The sequence below is a fragment of the uncultured Parabacteroides sp. genome (assembly GCF_902493135.1).
Taxonomy (GTDB): domain Bacteria; phylum Bacteroidota; class Bacteroidia; order Bacteroidales; family Tannerellaceae; genus Parabacteroides.
In genome coordinates this window covers 15,953-37,641 of sequence record NZ_CABUOD010000022.1, presented here as the reverse complement: position 1 = coordinate 37,641, position 21,689 = coordinate 15,953, and the positions used below count along the sequence as shown (strand labels likewise).

17 protein-coding genes and 3 tRNA genes are annotated in these 21,689 nt (G+C 48.2%); 12 read left to right on the top strand and 8 right to left on the bottom strand.

Going from position 1 to position 21,689, the window contains the following annotated elements:
* The first annotated feature begins 155 nt into the window (after positions 1-155).
* Genes RDN79_RS11390 through RDN79_RS11375 form a run of 4 tightly spaced genes read left to right on the top strand, consistent with a single transcriptional unit; the run spans position 156 to position 5,027 of the window.
* Entirely contained in the window at positions 156-2,102 is a 1,947-nt protein-coding gene (locus RDN79_RS11390; RefSeq protein ID WP_298549240.1) for a heparinase II/III-family protein, read from the top strand.
* Positions 2,103-2,112: 10 nt separating this feature from the next.
* Positions 2,113-3,324, top strand: coding sequence for a glycoside hydrolase family 88 protein (locus RDN79_RS11385; RefSeq protein WP_298549243.1), 1,212 nt, complete (start codon positions 2,113-2,115; stop codon positions 3,322-3,324).
* Positions 3,325-3,328: 4 nt separating this feature from the next.
* A complete protein-coding gene (locus tag RDN79_RS11380) occupies positions 3,329-4,108 on the top strand; it encodes a glycoside hydrolase family 16 protein (protein WP_298549245.1) in 780 nt (259 codons plus the stop codon).
* Between the two features lie 19 nt (positions 4,109-4,127).
* A complete protein-coding gene (locus tag RDN79_RS11375) occupies positions 4,128-5,027 on the top strand; it encodes an alkaline phosphatase (RefSeq protein ID WP_374044511.1) in 900 nt (299 codons plus the stop codon).
* A gap of 147 nt (positions 5,028-5,174) precedes the next feature.
* Here the strand turns inward: RDN79_RS11375 and RDN79_RS11370 are convergent, their stop codons facing one another.
* Positions 5,175-9,227: a two-component regulator propeller domain-containing protein gene (locus RDN79_RS11370; RefSeq protein WP_298549247.1), complete on the bottom strand. Its 4,053-nt coding sequence runs from the start codon at positions 9,225-9,227 to the stop codon at positions 5,175-5,177.
* Between the two features lie 197 nt (positions 9,228-9,424).
* On the opposite strand from RDN79_RS11370, the gene RDN79_RS11365 reads away from it, so the two are divergent.
* Positions 9,425-10,855 carry an MFS transporter gene (locus RDN79_RS11365; protein WP_298549249.1) on the top strand — a complete coding sequence of 477 codons (1,431 nt, stop codon included), beginning with the start codon at positions 9,425-9,427 and terminating at the stop codon, positions 10,853-10,855.
* Between the two features lies 1 nt (position 10,856).
* On the opposite strand, the gene RDN79_RS11360 is transcribed toward RDN79_RS11365, so the two are convergent.
* Entirely contained in the window at positions 10,857-11,222 is a 366-nt protein-coding gene (locus RDN79_RS11360; RefSeq protein WP_298549252.1) for a type II toxin-antitoxin system RelE/ParE family toxin, read from the bottom strand.
* Positions 11,204-11,455 (bottom strand): hypothetical protein, encoded by a 252-nt coding sequence (locus RDN79_RS11355; protein ID WP_298549255.1) that lies wholly within the window; start codon positions 11,453-11,455, stop codon positions 11,204-11,206. Before RDN79_RS11355 ends, RDN79_RS11360 begins: the two co-directional genes overlap by 19 nt.
* An 81-nt stretch (positions 11,456-11,536) precedes the next feature.
* Here RDN79_RS11355 and RDN79_RS11350 point away from each other — a divergent pair, with 81 nt between their 5' ends.
* From RDN79_RS11350 to gltA, 7 genes are all read left to right on the top strand, one after another.
* Positions 11,537-12,571 (top strand): iron ABC transporter permease, encoded by a 1,035-nt coding sequence (locus tag RDN79_RS11350; RefSeq protein WP_298549258.1) that lies wholly within the window; start codon positions 11,537-11,539, stop codon positions 12,569-12,571.
* Between the two features lie 7 nt (positions 12,572-12,578).
* Positions 12,579-13,598: an ABC transporter ATP-binding protein gene (locus tag RDN79_RS11345; protein ID WP_298549260.1), complete on the top strand. Its 1,020-nt coding sequence runs from the start codon at positions 12,579-12,581 to the stop codon at positions 13,596-13,598.
* Between the two features lie 143 nt (positions 13,599-13,741).
* A complete protein-coding gene (locus RDN79_RS11340; protein WP_298549263.1) occupies positions 13,742-15,094 on the top strand; it encodes an MATE family efflux transporter in 1,353 nt (450 codons plus the stop codon).
* A 71-nt stretch (positions 15,095-15,165) separates the two neighbouring features.
* Positions 15,166-15,738, top strand: a complete 573-nt coding sequence (locus RDN79_RS11335) for a DUF4251 domain-containing protein (RefSeq protein ID WP_298549266.1) — start codon at positions 15,166-15,168, stop codon at positions 15,736-15,738.
* A 109-nt stretch (positions 15,739-15,847) separates the two neighbouring features.
* A complete protein-coding gene (locus RDN79_RS11330; RefSeq protein WP_005637370.1) occupies positions 15,848-16,231 on the top strand; it encodes a co-chaperone GroES family protein in 384 nt (127 codons plus the stop codon).
* A gap of 95 nt (positions 16,232-16,326) precedes the next feature.
* Positions 16,327-17,124, top strand: coding sequence for a sulfide/dihydroorotate dehydrogenase-like FAD/NAD-binding protein (locus RDN79_RS11325; protein ID WP_298549270.1), 798 nt, complete (start codon positions 16,327-16,329; stop codon positions 17,122-17,124).
* Positions 17,125-17,142: 18 nt separating this feature from the next.
* The gene (gene gltA, locus RDN79_RS11320) at positions 17,143-18,639 is read left to right on the top strand and encodes an NADPH-dependent glutamate synthase (protein WP_298549272.1); all 1,497 of its coding nucleotides are present in this window, start codon (positions 17,143-17,145) and stop codon (positions 18,637-18,639) included.
* 890 nt (positions 18,640-19,529) lie between these two features.
* Here gltA and RDN79_RS11315 read toward each other — a convergent pair.
* The 5 genes from RDN79_RS11315 to argH all read right to left on the bottom strand — a co-directional run bounded on the left by RDN79_RS11315 (position 19,530) and on the right by argH (position 21,679).
* A tRNA-Gly gene (locus RDN79_RS11315) sits at positions 19,530-19,602 on the bottom strand.
* 15 nt (positions 19,603-19,617) lie between these two features.
* Positions 19,618-19,702 (bottom strand) — tRNA-Leu (locus RDN79_RS11310).
* A gap of 23 nt (positions 19,703-19,725) precedes the next feature.
* Positions 19,726-19,798: transfer RNA gene (locus RDN79_RS11305), tRNA-Gly, on the bottom strand.
* Positions 19,799-19,873: 75 nt separating this feature from the next.
* Positions 19,874-20,335, bottom strand: a complete 462-nt coding sequence (locus RDN79_RS11300) for a (2Fe-2S)-binding protein (RefSeq protein ID WP_298551925.1) — start codon at positions 20,333-20,335, stop codon at positions 19,874-19,876.
* A gap of 6 nt (positions 20,336-20,341) precedes the next feature.
* A complete protein-coding gene (gene argH, locus RDN79_RS11295; RefSeq protein WP_298551924.1) occupies positions 20,342-21,679 on the bottom strand; it encodes an argininosuccinate lyase in 1,338 nt (445 codons plus the stop codon).
* Positions 21,680-21,689: the final 10 nt, after the last annotated feature.

Here is a 21,689-nt window from a genome sequence, read left to right as displayed (position 1 = left end):
TGAGATCGTAAGATCGGAAACCAAAGCCATCTTATTTTTTTTGAACAATAGGCTTAAAATTTTGTCATTGGACAATCAGTGCACATGAATTGGATGAATATGTCCGTATCCCATAGATGGTACTTATAATTTTGTGATATTGAAAAATAATACCTATGAGAACACAACGATTCATCACAATCGTGTGCCTGTTGCTTTGGACAGTTGCACACTTGCACGCGTACGAAAAACGCGACTTGTTGCAGAAGGAGGCCGATTTTGAGAAGGTCAAATCCGCGTTGATAATGGGGCAGAAGTGGGTGCCTTATCCTGATTATTCCGACCGGGTCGGTTGGGATAAGTTCCTTGGCGATTATAAAGACGATTATATCCGGAAAGGAGAAAGTTTCCTGGATTATGAATGGAAGATTGTAAAGGCAACCGATTATCTGGAATATGGACGGAGCGGTAGCCGGACGATAATGGAGAACCCGTTTGGACAGAACAATTCCGCACTCGGAAGTTTGTTTATGGCAGAGATGGCCGAAGGAAAGGGACGCTTTGTCGACCAGATTATCAATGGCGTTTTTGTCAGCTGTGAAATGACAAGTTGGGCGTTGTCGGCCCATTTGGGATTACAGAAGATCGGAGGATGTTTTCCGAGTTATGAAGAACATGTGATCGACTTGGGTTCGGGAAACCTGGCCTCCCAGTTGTCTTGGATTTATTATTTCCTGAAACCTTCTTTCGACAAGAAAAATCACTTGATTTCAAAAAGGCTGCGGCATGAATTGCAAGTCCGTATCCTCGATACCTACATGAATGAAGATCATTTCTGGTGGATGGCGTTCCACCTGAAACCCGGCGGATTGGTGAATAACTGGAACCCGTGGTGTAACTTCAATGTGCTGCAATGTTTCTTCCTGCTCGAAAATGACCGGGATAAATTGGCGAAAGCGGTTTACCGGACGATGACTTCTGTGGACCATTTCATCAACTATACCCATGGTGACGGAGGTTGTGAAGAAGGGCCTTCCTACTGGGGACATGCTGCCGGAAAGATGTACGATTATTTGCAGATGCTTTATGACGGGACCGGTGGTAAAATATCCATATTCGATCAGCATATGATTCAGAATATGGGAGAATATATTGTCCGTTCGTATGTCGGTAACGGATGGGTTGTCAATTTTGCAGATGCTTCAGCAAGAGGTGGCGGGGATGCTTCACTGATTTACCGTTATGGGAAAGCGGTCGGTAGCGATTTGATGATGCATTATGCCGCTTATCTTGACAAAGAAGCAAAGGCAAGCAAATCGGTAAAAAGCAGCACTCCTTTTGGGACGGATGTTTTCCGTGTCCTGCAAACGATCTTAGTGAAAAATGAGTTTGAAAAGGAGGATGCAGCCGTTCAGTTCCCCGGCTATTCCTGGTATCCGGAAACCGAATTTTGCTATATGACCAACAAGAACGGCTTTTTCGTGGCAACGAAAGGTGGCTATAATAATGAAAGCCATAATCATAATGATGTAGGAACCTTCTCCCTTTACTTAAATACAACGCCTGTCTTTATCGATGCCGGGGTCGGGACTTATACCCGCCAGACATTCAGTTCCGAACGCTATTCTATCTGGACGATGCAGAGCAATTATCATAACCTGCCTATGATTAATGGTGTGCCGGAGCAGTTCGGTTCGGAATATAAGGCTACGGATGTGCGGTTCGATCCGAAGCGCATGTATTTCTCTGCAAATATTGCGACAGCTTATCCGGCAGAAGCGAATGTAAAGAAGTGGGTCCGTTCGTACCAGTTGGGAAAGAATTCTTTGAAAATAGAAGATTCATTCTCTTTGGACAAGGCGGATCGACCGAATCAGATCAATTTCCTCACTTGGGGGAAAGTGGATATTTCTGTTCCGGGAGTCGTGACCGTTGAAGTGAACGGCGAGAAAGCCCGGATGACGTATAATAAGGAGGCCTTTGTTCCTGCTATCGAGACGGTAAGGCTGGACGATCCCCGATTGTCGAACGTATGGGGCGAACAGATCTACCGCCTATCGTTGAACGCCAGGAAGCGACCGCTTTCCGGTTCTTATTCTTATACAATAACAACAATAAAATAATTGATACACGATGAAAAATTTGATTGCATTTGCTTTTTCGGCATTTCTGCTATCTTGTGCGGGTGCCCCTAAAACAGAGGAAAAAAGTTTTATCGACGAGAATATCGATTTTGCCCGTGCACAAATAGGGAATGAAATCGGTGTGATCGAAGCGAGTGGAAAATGCCTGAACCCGGTGACGCTGAAAACGGACAGTTCCGTTTACTATTGCGGATATGCGGATTGGAGGAGCGGCTTTTTCCCCGGATCGGTCTGGTATTTGTATGAACTGACAGGGGATAGCACGTTGCTGCCATTGGCCGCCAAATATACGGAAGCCATAGAGGAAGCTAAGAACCTTACCTGGCATCATGATATCGGATTTATTGTGAATTGCAGTTTCGGGAATGGCTTACGTCTGTCCGGAACGCCTTCTTATAAGGATGTAATGGTGCAGGCAGCCAAGTCGTTGTCTACCCGTTTCCGTCCGGCGGCCGGGATCATCCAGTCCTGGGATGTGGAACGCGGATGGCAATCGGAACGGGGATGGGAATGCCCGGTTATCATCGACAATATGATGAACCTGGAGTTGATGTTCGAAGCAACCCGTTTGTCCGGCGACTCTTCTTTCTATAAGATTGCGGTGTCACATGCCGACCGTACCATGCAGGAACATTTCCGTCCGGATGGAAGTTGCTACCATGTGATCGATTACAGTATCAAGGACGGTAAAGTGCGCCATCGCCAGACGGCTCAGGGATATGCAGACGAATCTATCTGGAGCCGTGGACAGGCATGGGCTATTTATGGCTATACGGTCTGTTATCGTGAAACCAAAGATCGTAAATATCTGGATCAGGCCTTGAAAACTTTCAATATGATGAAGAACCTGAAGAATATGCCGGAAGATCTGGTTCCTTACTGGGATATGTCAGCTCCGAACATCCCGAACGAACCACGTGACGTTTCGACGGCTTCCTGTATCGCTTCCGCCCTTTATGAGATCAGCACGATGGATGTACCGGATGCAGCCGGCTATAAAACGTATGCCGACAGCATCATGGTTGCTCTTGCTTCTCCGGCTTACCGGGCTGCATTGGGTACGAACGGGAACTTCCTGCTGATGCATTCCGTAGGCAGCATCCCTCATAATTCGGAAATAGACGTGCCGTTGAACTATGCCGATTACTACTATCTGGAGGCACTGAAACGTAAACGGGATATTGAGAAAGAAATTTTCTGATACTATGCTTAAACATCTATTTTTCTTATCATTTTTCTTTTTTATCTCTTGTGCACCCAAGACGGACGGGTGGAAGCTGGTTTGGGAAGATGATTTCAACCAAGCGGGAGGGCCGGACACGGCAACCTGGTCGAAAATACCGCGCTGGCATCCGGACTGGGCAAAATATATGTCCGACAACGAGGCCTGTTATGGTATGGCGGACGGTAATCTGATTTTACGCGGTTTGGTCAACCCCGACCGCTCTTCGGATACCGCAACTTATATCACTGGCGGCGTATATACCAAATTCAAACGTCCTTTCCACGGCGGGAGACTTGAGATAAAAGCGAAATTGGAGGGAGCTACCGGAGCGTGGCCGGCTATCTGGCTGAAACCGTTTGAAGAAGAAAAATATCCCTGGCCTTCCGGTGGGGAGATCGATATAATGGAACGGCTGAGTTATGACAGCATCGCCTATCAGACGGTCCATTCCAACTACACCCACCATCTGAATCTTAAAAAAGATCCTCCCCAGGGCAGTACGGCTCCGATCGATCCGGATAATTATAACGTGTATGCAGTCGAGATGTACCCGGACAGCCTTGTATTTTTTATAAATAATATTCGTAACTTTGCTTATCCGCGTATCGAGACCGATAAGGAAGGGCAGTTCCCGTTCGATAGGCCTTACTATTTATTGATCGATATGCAACTTGGCGGTGTATGGGTCGGTGGAGTGGATTCGCTGGATTTGCCGGTTGAAATGAAGGTGGACTGGGTACGATATTATAGGAAGGATTGATATACTTAATTAGAATAGTATGAAAATAGGAAAATTGATTTTTGCGTTGGCATTTCTGATGTTGTTTGCCGATGCCTCGATGGCTGCCAAGTGGAAAGCCAAACATGTAGTTTTGATCGGTCTGGACGGCTGGGGCGCTTATAGCGTGGAGAAGGCCGAGATGCCGAATGTGAAGAAGCTGATGGCTGAAGGATCTTATACGTTGAAAAAACGCTCTGTCCTTCCATCTTCCAGTGCCGTGAACTGGGCATCCATGTACATGGGCGCCGGACCGGAGCTTCACGGCTATACGGAATGGGGGTCTCAGACGCCGGAACTTCCTTCCCGCGTGTTGAATAAAGATGGCATTTTCCCGACCGTATTCAGTTTGCTTCGCGAGTCTGATCCGAAAGCTGAAATCGGTTGTATCTGCGAATGGGCGGGAATCCGGTACGTATGCGATACGTTGGCTTTGTGCTATGATAAAAATATTACGGAAAAGCCTCAGAATCAGGCCACTGCCAAATGTGCGGTCGAATATATCAAGAGCGCACGTCCTACTTTGGTGAATATCGTTTTCGACGAACCGGACCATGTCGGACACGCAGAAGGGCATGACACGCCTGCTTATTATGAGAAGCTGAAAGAACTCGATGGCTATGTCGGCCAGATCATTCAGGCGGTTAAGGATGCAGGTATGCTGGATGAAACGATCTTTATCGTCACGGCCGATCATGGCGGTATCAAAAAAGGACATGGCGGCAAGACCATGGAAGAAATGGAAACTCCTTTTATCATCTCCGGCAAGGGAATCAAGAAAGGCTATGAATTCGAGGAAAGCATGATGCAATTCGACTGTGCTTCCACGATTGCTTATATTTTCGGACTGAAACAGCCGCAGGTTTGGATCGGTCGCCCGATGACTCAGGTATTTAAATGAGCGTCGTCTCCGTACGAATGTATGAATTACTGACAAAATGTCTTTTCGTACTCTAACGACGGTAGTCTTATATAATCAAATATGCTGTCGTGTATGCACAATTCGTCATTTCTATAAGAAAATGCCCTTTTGTTTGTGTACGACAGCTTATTTTTTCTCTTCTTCTCTCTCTTTCTCGGCCTTCTTTCTGTATTCGGCCGGCGTAATTTCGAACTGCGCCTTGAAGCAGCGGGTGAAATAACGTGGAGAACCGAAGCCTAACTGGTCGGAAATGTCGGCAATCTGCAAATCCGGGTTATTTGTCAACATGGTTGCGGCTCGTTTCAGTTTGCAACTGAGGACGAAGTCGTTCGGAGTCATGCCTGTCAGCGCTTTGAATTTTGCATATAAGGAACTCCGGCTGAGTCCCAGTTCACGGGCCATCATATTCATGTCGAAGTCGATATTATCCAGGTTCTTTTCGATGATCGAGTTGACTGTATCCAGGAATTTCTGGTCGATCGGGTTGCTTGCCAGCGATTGTGCATCGAAATCTTTCTGCCGGCTGAACTTCTTTTGCAGGATGATACGGTTGCGGACCAGGTTATTGCAGCGTGCCACCAGTACCTTTGCATTGAACGGTTTATTGATATAATCGTCGGCACCCCGCTGCAACCCTTCGATGTTTTGCTCGGCGGAAGTGAGTGCCGTAAGCAGGACGACCGGAATGTGGCATACGTCAAAATCGTTTTTGATCTTCAGGCACATTTCCGTACCGGACATTTCCGGCATCATGACATCGCTCACGATGATATCCGGCCGTTCCTCGCGTGCCTTTTCCAATCCCTCTTTGCCGTTTCGTGCCAGCAGGACGCGGTAGATCGGCGAGAACAGGGAACTCAGTATCTGGAGCAATTCTTCGTTGTCTTCGACCAACAGGATCGTACGGGGTGAATCGTCTCCTTCGATCAGTATCTCTTTTTGTTCCGTATCGGAAAACTCCTCCAAATGATCGGTAAAGGCGACCGTGTCGGGGATCAGGCTTTCCGTCTGCTTTTCCTGCTGCTCCCGTGCCAGTTCTTCTTCGGTAAAATGCGTGCAGCCTTTCCGGAGGCGGACAATGAAAATACTGCCGTAGCCCGGCGTACTTTCCACTTGTATCGTTCCGTGATGCAACTCGATTATGTTTTTGGTCAATGAAAGCCCGATCCCTGTGCTGGGAGTCTTGGCGATGTTCGAGAGGCCGTTTTCTGCCTGATAGAAGCGGTCGAATATCTTATCTATATCCTCCTTGCTGATGCCGATACCGTTGTCGATTACTTTAATGGTAACTTCATCCTCCTTGTTCTCCAAAATCATTTCAATGGTCGCGTTCGGCTTGGTGTACTTGAAAGCATTGGAAAGCAGGTTATAGAATACCTTTTGCATTTGCTTCGGATCGAAGCAGCACGAAACATTCTCCTGCGGAGCCGTGAAGTTATAAGTGATGGAACGGCTGGACGCATATTCATAAAAAGACAGGTAAATCTCTTTCAGGAACGGGACGATGTCTTGCTCGTACACTTTCAGCTTCATGTGTCCTTGTTCCAGTTTACGGAAATCGAGCAACTCGCTGATCAGGTTCCGCATATGATAGGTGTTTTTATACACTTTCAGCAGTTTGTTGTATACGGAAGGAGACAATGAACTGCTTTGCAATAAGATTTCTATCTGGGAGATAATCAGCGTCAACGGCGTCCTGAACTCATGTGAGATGTTGGAGAAGAACTGCAGCTTTGCCTGGTTCAACTCTTCGATCGCCTCTTTTTCCTTCCGTTCCATTTCCAGTGAAGTTTGCAACATGTATTGCGATTTCTTGAAACGGTAAATGCTGTACAGTATGCTGATGATCAATACGAAGTAGAGGGAATAAGCCAATTTGGAGGCATACCAGGGAGAATGGATATGGATGTCCATCTTGATGGTACGGGGGTGTTCCAGATTCGGGTCGTATTGTATTTCCCGGACGATAAGCGTGTATTTCCCGGGGTTCAAGTTCGTATAGAAGATATTGTTATCCTTGCTGGGAATCCATTTCTTGTCGAACCCTTCCAACATGTATTCATAAGATGCTTTTTTCAGCGTATTGACATAGTTGTTCGATGTAAAGGTGAAAATCAGGTTATTCTGGTTATAGGCCAGCTCTATTTTCTGGGTATAGGGAAGTGCGGTGGTCAATACTTTGCTGGGGTCACCGGGAAGAACCTGTTCGTTGTTGATAAACAAGTCCGAAAAATACAGTTGGTAATCTTTGGAAGAGTTGAACAACTGCTGTTCGAAGAAAGTCGCCATGCCATTGCTGCCGCCGACGAATATTTCCCCGTTTTTGCAGGTTAGGATTCCGCAACCGATGTTTATGCCGGAGAGAGGCAAGGCCGTGCTTAACTCCACGACCTTGAACAGGTTTTGGTCCGGATCGAAGAAGGTAATGCCTTTATCGCCTGTTATCACCAATTGGTTCAGTGTCGACAACGTCAGTTCATAGCAATAGTCGCTGGCGATAAAGCTGTTTTCGGTCGTATATCCGATAAATCGTTTGTTTTTCTCGTCATAGTAGAACAGGCCGGAGCCACGGGTGCCGAGGAAGATCCGTCCCTCCTTGTCTTCGATTATTTGGGATATGGGAAATGTACCCAACCCGTTTTCACCGGAACGGAATTGCACCTTGTCTTCTTCGTTTTCGAGGTTGATTTTCCAGACTCCTTTGCCGTAGGCCTGCCACATGTATCCTTTCGAGTCGATGAGGAAGCAGGTGTTCCCGTAGTACTTGCCACTTTTGAATAACGGAGATACTTTTTCCGTATCCAAATTCATTTTGAAGATGCCTTTCGGTCCGGTGCAAATCAATTCGTTATTATAGATTCTCATCTGGTTGATCCGGTCGCCGGCTATTACGGCGTAGGACGGATCTTCGAAATAGGGGTTCTTGAACCGTTTGTTTTTGATGTCATAGATGGACAGTCCCCCGGTATGTGTCCCGATATACAGTTTGTTGCGTTCCGGGCTGTAGGCTATTGCCTTCAGGTTGTTATGGGCGATGGAGTTGCGGTTCTCGTCGGCCATGAAGTAGGTGAACTTCTTTGTTTTCCGGTCGAAGAAGTTCAGTCCGCCGCCTTCGGTACAGATCCAGATGTTATTGTCCTTGTCTTCCACCATCTTGCCGACGAAAGGATAATTCAGGCAATCGCTCCGGGTGTTGTTGGCTGCATAGACCGTGAAAATATCTGTCTCCGGGTTGAAATAATTGACGCCGCCGTAATAAGTCCCCAGCCAGATCGTGCCTTGCCTGTCTTTGTAAACGGGGAATACGGATGAATGGGCCATGCTGCCGGGCAAAGGGTTGCGGGCATAAACTTCGAACCGGTCGCTGATCGGATTGTATTTGTTCAGCCCGGTGAAGGTCCCGAACCAGATGTTCCCGAAGTTGTCTTCCACGAAATCCCGGACCTGGTTGCTCGATATGTTGTTGGGATTGGAGGGATCGTAGCGGTAGCGGGTGAAATTGCCGTGCACGTCCCTCTTGTACATGCCGTTCATGCGGATGGATATCCAGAGATTATATTTGGAGTCTTCATACAGGTCGTAAATGTCTTCGCCCATGATCATGCAGGTGAGTGATTTGTCGTCATTCATTTTGAAGAGTCCGTCTGTCGTGCCGATCCAGTACCGGCCGCCGGAATCTTCCAGCAAACAGGTGGCGCGTTGATCCCGGCTTTCCAGTTTCGTGACGAAATCGAATTCGTTCCGATCCGGGTTCCAGGTGAATACGGAGTCGGCTATTCCCACCCATATCGTTCCTTTGATGGAAGCGACGGTATATACGTTCGATTCCTTCAGGCAGGAGAATTTCTGTGTCCGGATGTCATAGCGGATCAGGGAATTGTCGGAGTCGAAGAATACATTCCCGTCCTTGTCGCCGGCAATGAAGTGTGTCTGGTTGCCTATCGGGTTGGCATTCTGGCGGTGATATTCGGACGGTTTGTACACCGTGGTCTGTACTCCGTCGTAGATGCTGATGCCTTCTTCCGTCCCGAACCACATTCTTCCTAAATTATCCTGGTAGATGGCCATGACGGAAAGCTGCGACAGGCCTTCCTGCATGCCTATATGTTTGAAATAGATCGGATATAAGCCGGAACAGAATCCTAAGAGCATTATGAATGATAAGATGATTCTTCTCATAGTATATGACATTGTCAGTTGTTTGTTCGAGGGGCTAAGGTAAAGAAATTTTTCTAACCGTTAAAGGATGTTGTACTAAATGTTCTGCCCTGTGTTCGTATTTAGGCGGTATTTATTCCGTTGTTAGAACGATTTTGTGAAAATGTTTTTATCTTTACGGATGTTTTGATGACAATATGATATAAACAGATACGATTATGAGTGTTTTTGGAAAGTTTCCCCGTACGTTTTGGGTGGCCAATGTAATAGAATTGTTCGAGAGATGGGCCTGGTATGGCTTCTTTATGCTGTTTGCGAACTACCTGACCGGTTCGTCCGATGCCGGAGGTCTGGAGTTTACCCAGGAACAGAAAGGCTGGCTGATGGGAGTCGGGACAGGGATTCTCTACTTCCTTCCGGTCTTGACCGGCGCGATCGCCGACCGGTACGGATACCGGAAGGTGCTGTTCCTCGCTTTTCTGATCTATGTGTCGGCTTTCCTGTTATTACCTCGTTTCTCCACTTTTACGGGCGTTTTCCTTATGTACTTGTATCTGGCGGTGGGAGCGGCGTTGTTCAAACCGATCATATCGGCTACGGTTGCCAAGACGACAACGGATGCGACAGCCTCCATCGGTTTCGGCATCTTTTATATGATGGTGAATATCGGGGCTTTCTTCGGACCTCTTGTCACTTTGCTTTTTAAAGGGACGTCGTCTTTGATCTTTTATGTGTCGGCCGGGATTATTTCGTTGAATTTTATCCTGTTGTTGTTCTATAAGGAGCCGGGGCGCATGGAGGATGAAAAGAGCACGGAACGTTTGTCCGAGACGTTAGCCGGCATATTCCGGAATATGGGCAGTATCTTGAAAGACGTGAGGTTCATCATTTTCCTTCTGATTGTGGCCGGTTTCTGGACGATGTATAACCAGCTGTTTTTTACCTTGCCGGTGTTCATTTCACAATGGGTCGATACGAGTGTCTTGTATGATTTCTTTCAGGTTCATTTTCCTTTTATCAGCCATAACTACAGTCCGGCTCCCGGTGTTATGGACCCGGAGTTTGTGACGAATATAGATGCGCTTTACATCATTTTGTTCCAGGTGCTGGTTTCGAGTGTTGTCATGAAGATGAAGCCTTTACGCTCCATGATGTCCGGCTTTCTGGTCTGTGCGGTCGGAATGTCGCTGACGCTTGCCTTCCAGAATGTGTTGTTTACGATGGTCGCCATTCTGGTCTTCTCTTTAGGTGAAATGGCGGGATCGCCCAAGATCACGGAATATATCGGGCGGATCGCTCCGGCTGACAAGAAGGCTTTGTACATGGGATATTCCTTTATCCCTGTCTTTTTAGGAAATGTTTTGGCGGGTATTATCTCAGGATCGGTCTACCAGCATATGTCGGACAAGGTAATGATTGTCCGTGAATATGTGGCGGGAAAAGGCCTTTTGATCCCGGAAGGGTTGTCGAATAATGCTTATTTCGATGAGGTCGCCAGGCAGTCCGGCATGAGTCCGCGCGAATTGACCGATTTCCTGTGGAACGCTTATCATCCTTCGCAAATCTGGATGGTCCTGATGGCGATTGGCGTCGGAGCGGCTTTTGCCTTATTCGTGTATGACAGGGTGACTTCCTGTTCCGACGGTTGATTCAAGGTTTGCCGTAAGGCACTGCCGGTTCGTTCAGGTATTGCGGAGAGCAATTACGAAGTGTGTAGGCCAGGCGCGATGGTTCGCGGCGGTTATCCCATAATACAAGAACAGTGATGGTCTCGTCGTTGAAATGATAGAAAAGCGAATAGTTGGGAACGACTACAAAATAACGTATATGCGGATATTCCGTAGCATGGCCGGAAAGAGGAAAGAGGGCCGCTTGTCCGGCTGCTTCTTTGAAGTCCTCCTTTAACTTTTTGCTGTAATGTTTATTTCCGTTACGCTGATTATAAAACTTAAAAATGTCTTTGATTTCTAAGCGTGCATTTTCTGTCCAAACGATATTTAGTCTGTGGTTAGCCATTTGTCGAAATATTTTTCCATTTCTTCTTCTGTATGTACTTCTCCATTGCGCATTTGCTCCATAGCTCTATCTATTCTCTCTTTCAGTTCGGGAGAAAAGTAGAGAACATCGTTTGGATTGGACTGTTTTTCCCGTTCATTGAGCAATTGTTCAATATCGTCAAGCAGGCTCTCATCCGATATTTCGTTCAGACGTTCGATCAGATTTTGCTTTCTGAGTTCAAAGTATGTCATAATCTTTTGGTTTTTAAATAGGTTTGCAAGGTAGTCAAAAGTCTTGGATCAGACAACTAAAAAAGCATTATCTTTGCAGGCATGAAAAAGCAAGCCTTTATTTTTTATCCGCTTTTGTTTGTTCTCCTGTTGCTGCTGTTTGCCGGCGGGCTGGTGTATGGTGCCGTCTCGATACCGGTCGAAAGTGTGGTGAACATATTGTTGGGAGAAGGGACAGAGCGGCTTGCATGGCAGAATATCGTGTTGCAGAGCCGTTTTCCCCAGGCGGTGACGGCATTGCTGGCAGGCGCTTCGCTGGCGGTCAGCGGACTGTTGCTACAGACGCTGTTCAGGAATCCGCTTGCCGGTCCTTCTATCTTGGGAATCAGTGACGGGGCCAATTTGGGAGTCGCCGCGGTCATGCTCTATTTCGGTGGTTCGCTGAGTATGGTGGCCGATTTGCCGATCAGCGGCTATCTGGCGGTGATCATGGCTGCTTTCGGTGGCGCGGCCTGCATTTTGGGATTGATCATTTATTTCTCGGCGAAGGTGAAGAACAACGTCATGTTGCTGATTATCGGTATTATGATCGGTTATCTCGCTTCATCGTTGATCTCGGTTCTGAATTATTATGCGTCGACCGACAAGGTGCATGCATTCGTGATGTGGGGATTGGGGAACTTCTCCGGGGTTTCCTTGCAACAGCTGCCCTATTTTGCCGGTTTTGCTTGTACGGGATTGCTGTTGGCCATTCTTTTGATCAAGCCGCTGAACGCATTGCTCTTAGGAGAAATGTATGCCGCCAATTTAGGAATCAGGATCAGGCGGACACGCATGTTGATCCTCCTGTGCACGGGGTTGCTTACTGCGACTACGACTGCCTTTTGCGGTCCGATCTCCTTTATCGGGCTGGCGGTTCCGCATGTCGCGCGTTTGATGTTGGGCTCGTCCAACCATAAGATGCTGGTTCCCGTTACGTTGCTGACCGGTTCTTGCATCGCCTTGCTGTGTAATCTGCTGATGGTGCTGCCGGGCACGCATAACATCTTACCGCTGAATGCCGTGACCCCGATGCTCGGTGCGCCTGTCATCATTTATGTGATCGTGAACCGGAAGAACATCCAATACTTTGATTGATCGATCTATGACAAAAATTGCTGCAATAGAAACAAAAGGGCTCTCCATCGGTTACCTGCTGAAAGGCGGTAGGCGGAAAGTGGTCCATGACGATTTGAACCTGCAACTCGTTTCGGGCGAGGTGACCTGCTTGTTGGGACTGAACGGCGCCGGCAAGTCGACGCTCCTCCGTACGCTTTGCGGTTTCCAGCCTCCGCTCGGTGGGGAAATACGTTTGATGGGGAAACCGCTCTCCGGTTATTCGCAGGCGAACTTTTCCCTGACTGTCGGTGTTGTACTGACGGAAAAAACGAATGCAGGCGGAATCACCGTCTATGAGTTGGTTGCGTTGGGCAGGCATCCTTATACCGGCTTTTTCGGACAGCTGAAGAAACAGGATCGCCTTGTCGTCGAACAGTCGCTCGAAGCTGCCGGAATCGCTCATAAAGCCAGTAACTACGTTTCGGAACTGAGCGACGGTGAACGGCAGAAGGCTATGATTGCCAAAGCGCTCGCCCAACAGTGCCCGATCATCCTGCTGGACGAACCGACCGCCTTCTTGGATGTGACCAGCCGTATCGAAACAATGGTTTTGCTGCATCGTCTGGCAGTCGAGCAAGAGAAAGCGATTCTGCTTTCCACCCACGACCTGGACTTGGCTATCCAAATGGGGGATTGCCTCTGGCTGCAGGAGAAAGGGCGCCCGATGGTTGGCGGGACTCCCGAAGACTTGATCATGAGCGGAGCTTTCGAATCTTTTTTCGGCAAGGAAGGAATCGTGTTCGATCCGGCAACCGGAAAGCTGAATGCGGAAGCCCCCACGTCGCCCATCGGTGTGGAAGGCGACTTCCTGACTTCTTATTGGGTCGGGAATGCCCTGGTCCGCAATGGCTACCGCCCTTCGCCCGTAAAGGAAGGGCAGTTGAATATCACTTGCAAGAGCCCGCATGAACTGATAGCGGTTTTCCCCGATGGAAGGCAGGAAAAGCTCCGGACAGTGGCGGAACTCGTGTCTTTTATCGGCGTATTAGAATGTGTTGATATATAATATATTACAGTTTCCTCCCGTAGGAAACTGCAGTTTCCCTTGCAGGGAACTGTCGTTTCTTGCCGGGGGAACGAGAGTTTCCCTATTAGGGAACAAGAGTTTCTAAGTAAGGAAACGCGTTTTATGTATAGAAGAAAAAGAATATGGCAAACGAAATAACGTGGCGGCTGGAGCATGAAAAGATCGGCCGCCTATTAGTACATTATGCGATACCGGCTGTGATCGGTACAATGGTGAATGCTCTCTATAATATTGTCGACCGTATCTTTATCGGTCAGGGAGTCGGTCCGCTGGCGATGGCCGGACTGACGCTGACGTTCCCTATCCTGCTGTTCCTCCAGGCGTTCGGTATGCTTGTCGGGGCGGGGGCGGCGACTCGTGTTTCCATTCATTTGGGACGAAAGGCGAATGAGATGGCGGAGAAAGTGTTGGGAAATGCATTGACCCTGACGTTCATCATAACGCTCGTTACGGTAATCCCCTGCATGATCTGGATGGAGGACCTGCTGCTCGCTTTCGGAGGAAGTGAACAGACTATTCCCTATGCGAAGGACTATCTGGATATCGTAGTCCCGGGGACGATCCTGACTTCGCTCAGCTTTGGTTTCAATGCCGTCATGCGTGCTTCGGGTTATCCGAAGAAGGCGATGTACACGATGCTGATCGGGGCGGTAGCGAATGTGATGCTCGATCCCGTTTTTATTTTCTGGCTGGATATGGGAATTAAAGGGGCTGCCATCGCGACGATCATCTCGATGCTGCTCTGTACTCTTTTCGTGATGAATCATTTTGTCCGGAAAGACAGTATTGTCCGTTTCCGCAGGGGAACGTTCAAGTTGGAAAAGCATGTGGTCTGGAACATTCTGACGATCGGCGTTTCGCCTTTTGCGATGCAGTTGGCGGGAAGTTTGGTGGTGGTGATCCAGAACTATGCGCTCAAACAACACGGGGGAGACTTGGCATTGGGGGCAAACGGCATTATCACCAGTGTCGGGATGCTTTTGGTGATGCTGATTATCGGGATCGCGCAGGGAATGCAGCCGATTGTCGGTTTCAACTTCGGGGCAAAGAAATACGGACGCGTCCAGGAAACGTTGCGCCTGGTCATCATAACCGCGACCATTATCATGGGGATCGGTTGCTTCTTCAGCGTGGCGTTTCCGAAACTCATCGCCCGTGCCTTTACGAACGATCCGGCTCTGTTGGATGTCACGGCAAACGGTTTGCGGATCAGCTTGCTGGTGTTTGTGGTCGTAGGTTCGCAGATCTCGATCAGCCAGTTTTTCCAGAGTATCGGGATTGCCTGGAAGGCCATGTTTCTGAGTCTAAGCCGTCAAGTCTTGTTCCTGATACCGGCGATGTTGCTGTTCTCCCGCTTTTGGGGGCTGGACGGGGTCTGGTATGCCGCTCCCTTCTCTGATTTTGTTGCCGCGGTAACTGCTTGGCTCTTTTTATGGTACCATGTTAAAAACATGAAAAGTAAAAGTTCGGATTGAACTTTTTACTATCTTGTTTGTCTACTATATGAAAGTAGATTGATTAGGTTTCAACTAAAAGAATGAGAAGTATGAAAAGAGTATTATTAGTACTGGCTGTCCTGCTTTTTGGTGCAGGGACAATGATGGCCCAGCAGGATAAAGCTGCCGAGAAGGCCGCAAAGAAAGCAGAAAAAGAAGCCAAGAAAGCTGCCGAGGCAGCCGAACAGATGGCCTTGTTCGAACAAGGCATACAAGCACTGAAAGAGAAAGATTTCGTGTTGGAAGCCGAACGTGTCGAGTTTAAGCGTGGGCGGTTCGTCTATGTGACGCCGAGCACGAACTTCGTCTCCATGAAAGGCGACCGGGCGACTATCCAGTTGGCTTTCAATACTGCCGCTGCCGGCCCGAACGGGATCGGAGGTATCACGGTCGACGGAAGTGCTTCGAATATAGAGATGAAAACAGACAAAAAAGGAAATGTTACATTCAGTATGATGGTACAAGGTGTCGCAGTCTCCGCCAATGTGACGATCCGTATGGTGAAAGGCACGAACAAATGTACGGCAACTGTGAGTCCGAACTTCAACAGCAACCGTATTTCGTTTACCGGTTACCTGTATCCTTCGGATCAGTCCAATGTGTTTAAGGGACGCGCCATCTGAGGTGTAGATTCTTTTGTTCAGGAAAAGCTGCTTTCGGAAAGGGAAGCAGCTTTTTTTATGCAACGTATTTTATATCTTTGTTCTCTAAATTATCATAAACATAAAAGTCATGCAATTAGCAATAGATCAGAAAGACATAGATAAGTTCCTGATGGTGGGTGACAAGGTGCTTATCAAGCCGAAGAACCCGCAGAGCCAGACAAAATCCGGATTGTACCTGCCGCCTACCGTCCAGCAGGAGAAGATTCAGAGCGGCTATATCATCAAGGTCGGTCCCGGTTTCCCACTTCCTTCCCAGAGTGAGGAACATGAAGTATGGGAAAAGAAGAAAGAGGGCGAGGTGCATTATCTTCCTTTGCAGGCGCATGAGGGAGATCTGGCTGTCTTTCTGCAGAATGCGGCCTACGAGATCAATTTTAATGAAGAGAAGTTCCTGATTGTCCCTCATTCGGCTATTTTGATGTTGGTTCGCGACGAAGGTTTGTTCGAATAACTCCTTTTTGTTTGGCAAAATACTGTGCTATCCAGTTTTTTGATGTATTTTTGCAACCAAATCAACAAGACTAACTATCAATAGTAGCGATTATAATGAATAAAATTGTAAGTAAAGAACATTTCTCTGCCAACGTAGTGAAACTGGAAGTGGAAGCACCTTTGATTGCCCGCTCCCGTAAGGCAGGCCACTTTGTTATCGTGAAGGTGGGTGAGAAGGGCGAACGTATTCCCCTGACCATTGCCGGAGCTGATACCACGAAAGGAACCATCACACTCGTGATCCAGGCTGTAGGCGGTTCGTCGAAGAAGATATGCGAACTGAATGTCGGCGATTATATTACCGATCTCGTCGGCCCGCTGGGGCAAGCCACCCATATCGAGAAAGTCGGTACGGTCGTGTGTGCCGGCGGCGGTGTCGGGGTGGCTCCTTTATTGCCGATCGTGGAGGCTTTCCATAAGGCGGGCAACCGTGTGATCGTAGTGCTGGCCGCCCGTACAAAGGACCTGGTGATCCTGGAAGAACAGATGCGTGCCAACTCCGATGAGGTGATCGTGATGACAGACGACGGTTCTTACGGTACGAAAGGTTTGGTGACGAATGGCGTGGAAAGTGTGATCAACCGCGAAAAGGTGGATCTGTGCGTCACGATCGGCCCGGCCGTCATGATGAAATTCGTCTCTGCCCTGACGAAGAAGTACGAGATCCCGACCGTCGCCTCCCTGAACACGATCATGGTGGACGGGACCGGAATGTGCGGCGCTTGCCGTATCACGGTCGGAGGGAAGACGAAGTTCGTCTGTGTGGACGGACCGGAGTTCGACGCTCACCAGGTAGACTTCGATGAGATGTTGATGCGCCTCGGTGCTTATAAAGATATTGAAAAGAAATAACGAAACCACAGTAAACAAATGACAACAGAAGAACTGATCGCCGCCCGTCGTGCCGAACCGTGGAGAGAAGCACTGCGTAAAAGCAAAAAGAATAAGGAACGCACGGATATTCCCCGTGTGGAGATGAATGAACTGGATGCGGAATACCGCAGCCATACCCGCCTCGAAGAGGTGAACCTCGGATTGACGAAAGAACAGGCCATGCAGGAAGCCCGGCGTTGTCTGGACTGTCCGAATCCGACCTGTATGCAAGGATGCCCGGTGAGTATCAATATCCCGACTTTTGTGAAGAACATCGAGCGGGGCGAGTTCCTGGAAGCGGCCAAAGTGCTGAAGGAAACAAGCGCGTTGCCGGCTGTCTGCGGCCGTGTATGTCCGCAGGAAAAACAGTGCGAGAGCAAGTGCATTCATCTGAAGATGGGGAAACCGGCTGTCGCAATCGGTTACCTGGAGCGTTTTGCCGCCGATTACGAACGGGAAAGCGGAAACATTTCCGTTCCGGAAGTGGCGGAGAAGAACGGCATTAAGATTGCCGTTGTCGGTTCCGGTCCCGCCGGCCTCTCTTTTGCCGGCGATATGGCAAAGCGTGGCTATGACGTGACGGTGTTTGAAGCCTTGCACGAGATCGGAGGCGTATTGAAATACGGTATTCCCGAATTCCGTCTGCCGAATAAGATCGTGGATGTCGAAATAGAAGGCCTCCGCAAGATGGGGGTGAAGTTCATGACAAACTGTATTGTCGGTAAGACGATCAGCTATGAAGACCTGCATGCCGATGGTTTCAAAGGAATCTTTGCCGCCAGTGGCGCCGGGCTTCCTAACTTTATGAATATTCCGGGCGAGAACCTGATCGGGGTGATGTCGTCCAACGAATACCTGACACGTGTCAACCTGATGGATGCAGCCAATCCGGAGAGCGATACGCCTGTCTTGCAGGGTAAGAAGGTGGCTGTCATCGGTGGTGGCAATACGGCGATGGACTCGGTCCGTACGGCACGCCGTTTGGGGGCCGAACGTGCCATGATCGTCTACCGCCGCAGCGAAGAAGAGATGCCTGCCCGCCTGGAGGAAGTGAAACATGCCAAAGAGGAAGGCGTGGAGTTTATGACGTTGCATAATCCGGTCGAATATCTTGGTGACGAACGGGGGCGTGTCAAGCAGATGCGCTTGCAGAAGATGGAGCTGGGCGAACCGGATGCTTCCGGTCGTCGTCGTCCTGTACCTGTCGAAGGAGCCATCGAAACGATCGATGTGGACGAAGTGATCGTCAGCGTCGGCGTTTCTCCCAATCCGCTTATCCCGCGTGCTTTCCAGGGATTGGAAGTAAGCAAGAAGGGAACGATCGTGGTGAATGAAGAAAACATGCGCTCCGCCTTGCCTGATGTATATGCCGGTGGCGATATCGTCCGTGGCGGCGCAACCGTAATCCTGGCAATGGGTGACGGCCGTAAGGCGGCCGCTGCGATGGATGAGGCTTTTGGGGATAAGTCGGGGCTTGTCGATAGAAAAGTATAGAGGATAATAACCTGAGAAATGAGGATCGTATCAAAAGCCGGGTGTGACACGAACGGACATTGATACGGTCCTCATTTGTGATAACCTATTTGTTTTTGTGGATAACCAAAGTCGAAATCTGCCAAATCTGCCCAATTTGCCAAGGGCACTTTTATAAATGCATATTTTGATCGTATCTGTTGTAATGTATTTATAATTAGCGTTCTATAAGCTTTTTGCTCCTCTTTTTATTCAATTTCCCGATGCCATGGAGTGAAATACACGGACAAAAATTCCCTTTGCCTTTCAATCGGGAAGGCGGTGTGTCAAAACTCCTTTATCACGATCTTTAAGGCACGGATTTCACGGATTTACACGGATAAATTTATTATCTTTCCGTGTAATCCGCGTAATCCGTGCCTGAATTGTGTCTATTGTAAGCAGGATTTTCTTTTTGACACACCCTCTTGTAGGGGCGGGGTTCTACTATTATTCAATGTAGTTCCCTCCCGGTTCTGTATGGGGTGAAGTAAAATTCTGTCCGTGTAAGGGGCATGATTCAATTGCATTCATGATCCATGAAATGTGTTAATTTATTGATGCATAATCTTTTACTCCTGTTTTTATCGAAATGCCGGCATTTATAATAGGGGGAGTAGATTTGGCAAACTTGGCAGACTTTTGTATTTTTCCGGGTAGGGGGCGGGTAGATTTATATGGTTCGGGCGTCTGTTTGAGGTTGGATGGGCATCCGTTTTTACATCGATGGGCATCCGTTTTTATATCGATGGGCATCCGTTTGGAAATGGATGCCTATGCATGGTGATACAAAGATATGCATTCATACATGCCAAAGGCTAAAAAATAAAAAGCCCCGCTATTCCTAAGAATAACGAGGCCTTTTGGAAGCGAGCGGAAGACGGGACTCGAACCCGCGACCCTAACCTTGGCAAGGTTATGCTCTACCAACTGAGCTACTTCCGCAATTAAATTAGATCGTACTCGAAGCGGGACTTGAACCCGCACAGCCGCAATGGCCAAAGGATTTTAAGTCCTTCGTGTCTACCGATTCCACCATTCGAGCATCCACCTCTTCTCTAAGAGTTGAGCGGAAGACGGGACTCGAACCCGCGACCCTAACCTTGGCAAGGTTATGCTCTACCAACTGAGCTACTTCCGCGTTATTGCAATGTTTTCGTTTGCGAGTGCAAAGGTAGATTAAATTTTTGTTTCTGCAAATATTTTGGACGAAAAATTAATAGTTTCTTACATAAAGTTTATTGTTTGCTTGGGAAACAGAGTATTGTCGTAAATAACTTTTACTGGGCCCTTCAACAGGATTTCCAATACCATTTAAAATTTCGAATTTACTGCCACATTTAGGGCAGATAGCATAAATAGCGTTTTCATCCACTTCAACCTTTACATTTGCTTGAGCTTCAAAAGGACATGCTGCATCAAATGCATAGTAGGTTTCTCCAGTTCCTCCATTATTGCTAAAACCGTGATAAACCAAAACTCCACCAAATCCTGCAGTTTCAAGTGGACCGATATTCGATCGTGTATAAATTTTATAGGCTTGTACAGCTTTTAATGCACGATCCTCAAATGTCAAATCCAATTCAAGATAAACGGGATAATTAGGTATAGTAGTTTCTGCCACTTTAGAGCATGAAAATATACATAATATAAACAAGCAAAATAAAAATCGTTTCATCGTTTATTAAGATAAGAGCTGTTGTTCAGCCTCGTTTATTCTATTAAACGCGAAACCGTCCACAATATTTTGCATCAGGGCGGAAATCCGGTCATTGCATAAATTACCGATACTTCCTTCGTGTGTATGGTGGACTTCCTTGACAGGCACGAATTTCCCCGCTTCGATGTTCAATCCGACCTGCTTGTAAGCGTCACGGAAAGGCACGCCTTCCAGAACGAGGCGGTTTACTTCTTCCACACTGAAGAGGAGCGCATATTTGTCATCGTCTAAGATATGCTCGTTCACTTTCACTTCCCGCATCATGTGCGTAACCATGCGGAGGCAATCCTTCAACTCGTCGAAAGAGGGGAGGAATACCTCCTTTATGATCTGCAAGTCGCGGAAATAACCTGACGGAAGGTTGTTGCTGATCAGCGTAATCTGCTGGGGCAATCCTTGGAGTTTGTTGCATTTGGCCCGTGTCAGTTCGAATACGTCCGGATTCTTTTTATGCGGCATGATGCTGGAACCTGTCGTGAACTGATCCGGCAATTTGATAAAACCGAAGTTCTGGCTGTTGAACATGCAAGCGTCGAATGCCAGTTTGGAAAGTGTGGCAGCGACTCCAGCCATGGCGAAAGCCACGGTACGTTCCATCTTGCCGCGTCCCATCTGGGCGTAAACGACATTATAATCGAGCGAGTCGAAGCCAAGCAGGTCTGTTGTCATCTGGCGTCGGAGGGGAAATGAAGATCCGTATCCGGCAGCAGAGCCTAACGGGTTGCGGTTGCAAACCTTATAGGCCGCCTGCATCATCTGCAAATCGTCGGCCAGGCTTTCGGCATAGGCGCCGAACCAAAGTCCGAACGACGACGGCATGGCAATCTGCAAATGCGTATATCCGGGAAGCAGCACGTCCTTATACCGGTTGCTCTGCGAGATCAGCACCTCGAACAGGCCGGATACCAGTTCTACGATTTCCTGGATCTGTGCGCGGGTGAACAGTTTCAGGTCCAGTAACACCTGGTCGTTGCGTGAACGGCCGCTGTGTATCTTTTTACCCGTATCGCCCAAGCGGCGTGTCAGCATCAATTCTACCTGTGAGTGGACGTCTTCCACGCCCTCTTCAATTACAAACCGGCCGCTGTCGGCAACGGCATAGATGTTTTTCAGTTCGGCAAGCAGGACCGTCAGTTCCTCTTTGGTAAGCAACCCGATGCTTTCCAGCATGGTGATATGAGCCATCGAGCCGAGCACGTCGTACTTGGCGAGATAGAGATCCATCTCCCGGTCTTTGCCTACCGTAAAGGTATCCACTTCCTGGTCTACCTGAACATTCTTTTCCCAAAGTTTCTGAGCCATCAAAAATACA

What these genes read in the sequence shown, in the direction of transcription:
- RDN79_RS11390 (WP_298549240.1), top strand. Translation starts at nt 156, where the DNA reads ATGAGAACACAACGATTCATCACAATCGTGTGCCTGTTGCTTTGGACA.
- RDN79_RS11350 (WP_298549258.1), top strand. Translation starts at nt 11,537, where the DNA reads ATGAAAAAGCAAGCCTTTATTTTTTATCCGCTTTTGTTTGTTCTCCTG.
- gltA (WP_298549272.1), top strand. Translation starts at nt 17,143, where the DNA reads ATGACAACAGAAGAACTGATCGCCGCCCGTCGTGCCGAACCGTGGAGA.
- RDN79_RS11340 (WP_298549263.1), top strand. Translation starts at nt 13,742, where the DNA reads ATGGCAAACGAAATAACGTGGCGGCTGGAGCATGAAAAGATCGGCCGC.
- RDN79_RS11325 (WP_298549270.1), top strand. Translation starts at nt 16,327, where the DNA reads ATGAATAAAATTGTAAGTAAAGAACATTTCTCTGCCAACGTAGTGAAA.
- RDN79_RS11380 (WP_298549245.1), top strand. Translation starts at nt 3,329, where the DNA reads ATGCTTAAACATCTATTTTTCTTATCATTTTTCTTTTTTATCTCTTGT.
- RDN79_RS11300 (WP_298551925.1), bottom strand. Translation starts at nt 20,335, where the DNA reads ATGAAACGATTTTTATTTTGCTTGTTTATATTATGTATATTTTCATGC.
- RDN79_RS11330 (WP_005637370.1), top strand. Translation starts at nt 15,848, where the DNA reads ATGCAATTAGCAATAGATCAGAAAGACATAGATAAGTTCCTGATGGTG.
- RDN79_RS11370 (WP_298549247.1), bottom strand. Translation starts at nt 9,227, where the DNA reads ATGAGAAGAATCATCTTATCATTCATAATGCTCTTAGGATTCTGTTCC.
- RDN79_RS11360 (WP_298549252.1), bottom strand. Translation starts at nt 11,222, where the DNA reads ATGGCTAACCACAGACTAAATATCGTTTGGACAGAAAATGCACGCTTA.
- RDN79_RS11365 (WP_298549249.1), top strand. Translation starts at nt 9,425, where the DNA reads ATGAGTGTTTTTGGAAAGTTTCCCCGTACGTTTTGGGTGGCCAATGTA.
- RDN79_RS11345 (WP_298549260.1), top strand. Translation starts at nt 12,579, where the DNA reads ATGACAAAAATTGCTGCAATAGAAACAAAAGGGCTCTCCATCGGTTAC.
- RDN79_RS11335 (WP_298549266.1), top strand. Translation starts at nt 15,166, where the DNA reads ATGAAAAGAGTATTATTAGTACTGGCTGTCCTGCTTTTTGGTGCAGGG.
- argH (WP_298551924.1), bottom strand. Translation starts at nt 21,679, where the DNA reads ATGGCTCAGAAACTTTGGGAAAAGAATGTTCAGGTAGACCAGGAAGTG.
- RDN79_RS11385 (WP_298549243.1), top strand. Translation starts at nt 2,113, where the DNA reads ATGAAAAATTTGATTGCATTTGCTTTTTCGGCATTTCTGCTATCTTGT.
- RDN79_RS11355 (WP_298549255.1), bottom strand. Translation starts at nt 11,455, where the DNA reads ATGACATACTTTGAACTCAGAAAGCAAAATCTGATCGAACGTCTGAAC.
- RDN79_RS11375 (WP_374044511.1), top strand. Translation starts at nt 4,128, where the DNA reads ATGAAAATAGGAAAATTGATTTTTGCGTTGGCATTTCTGATGTTGTTT.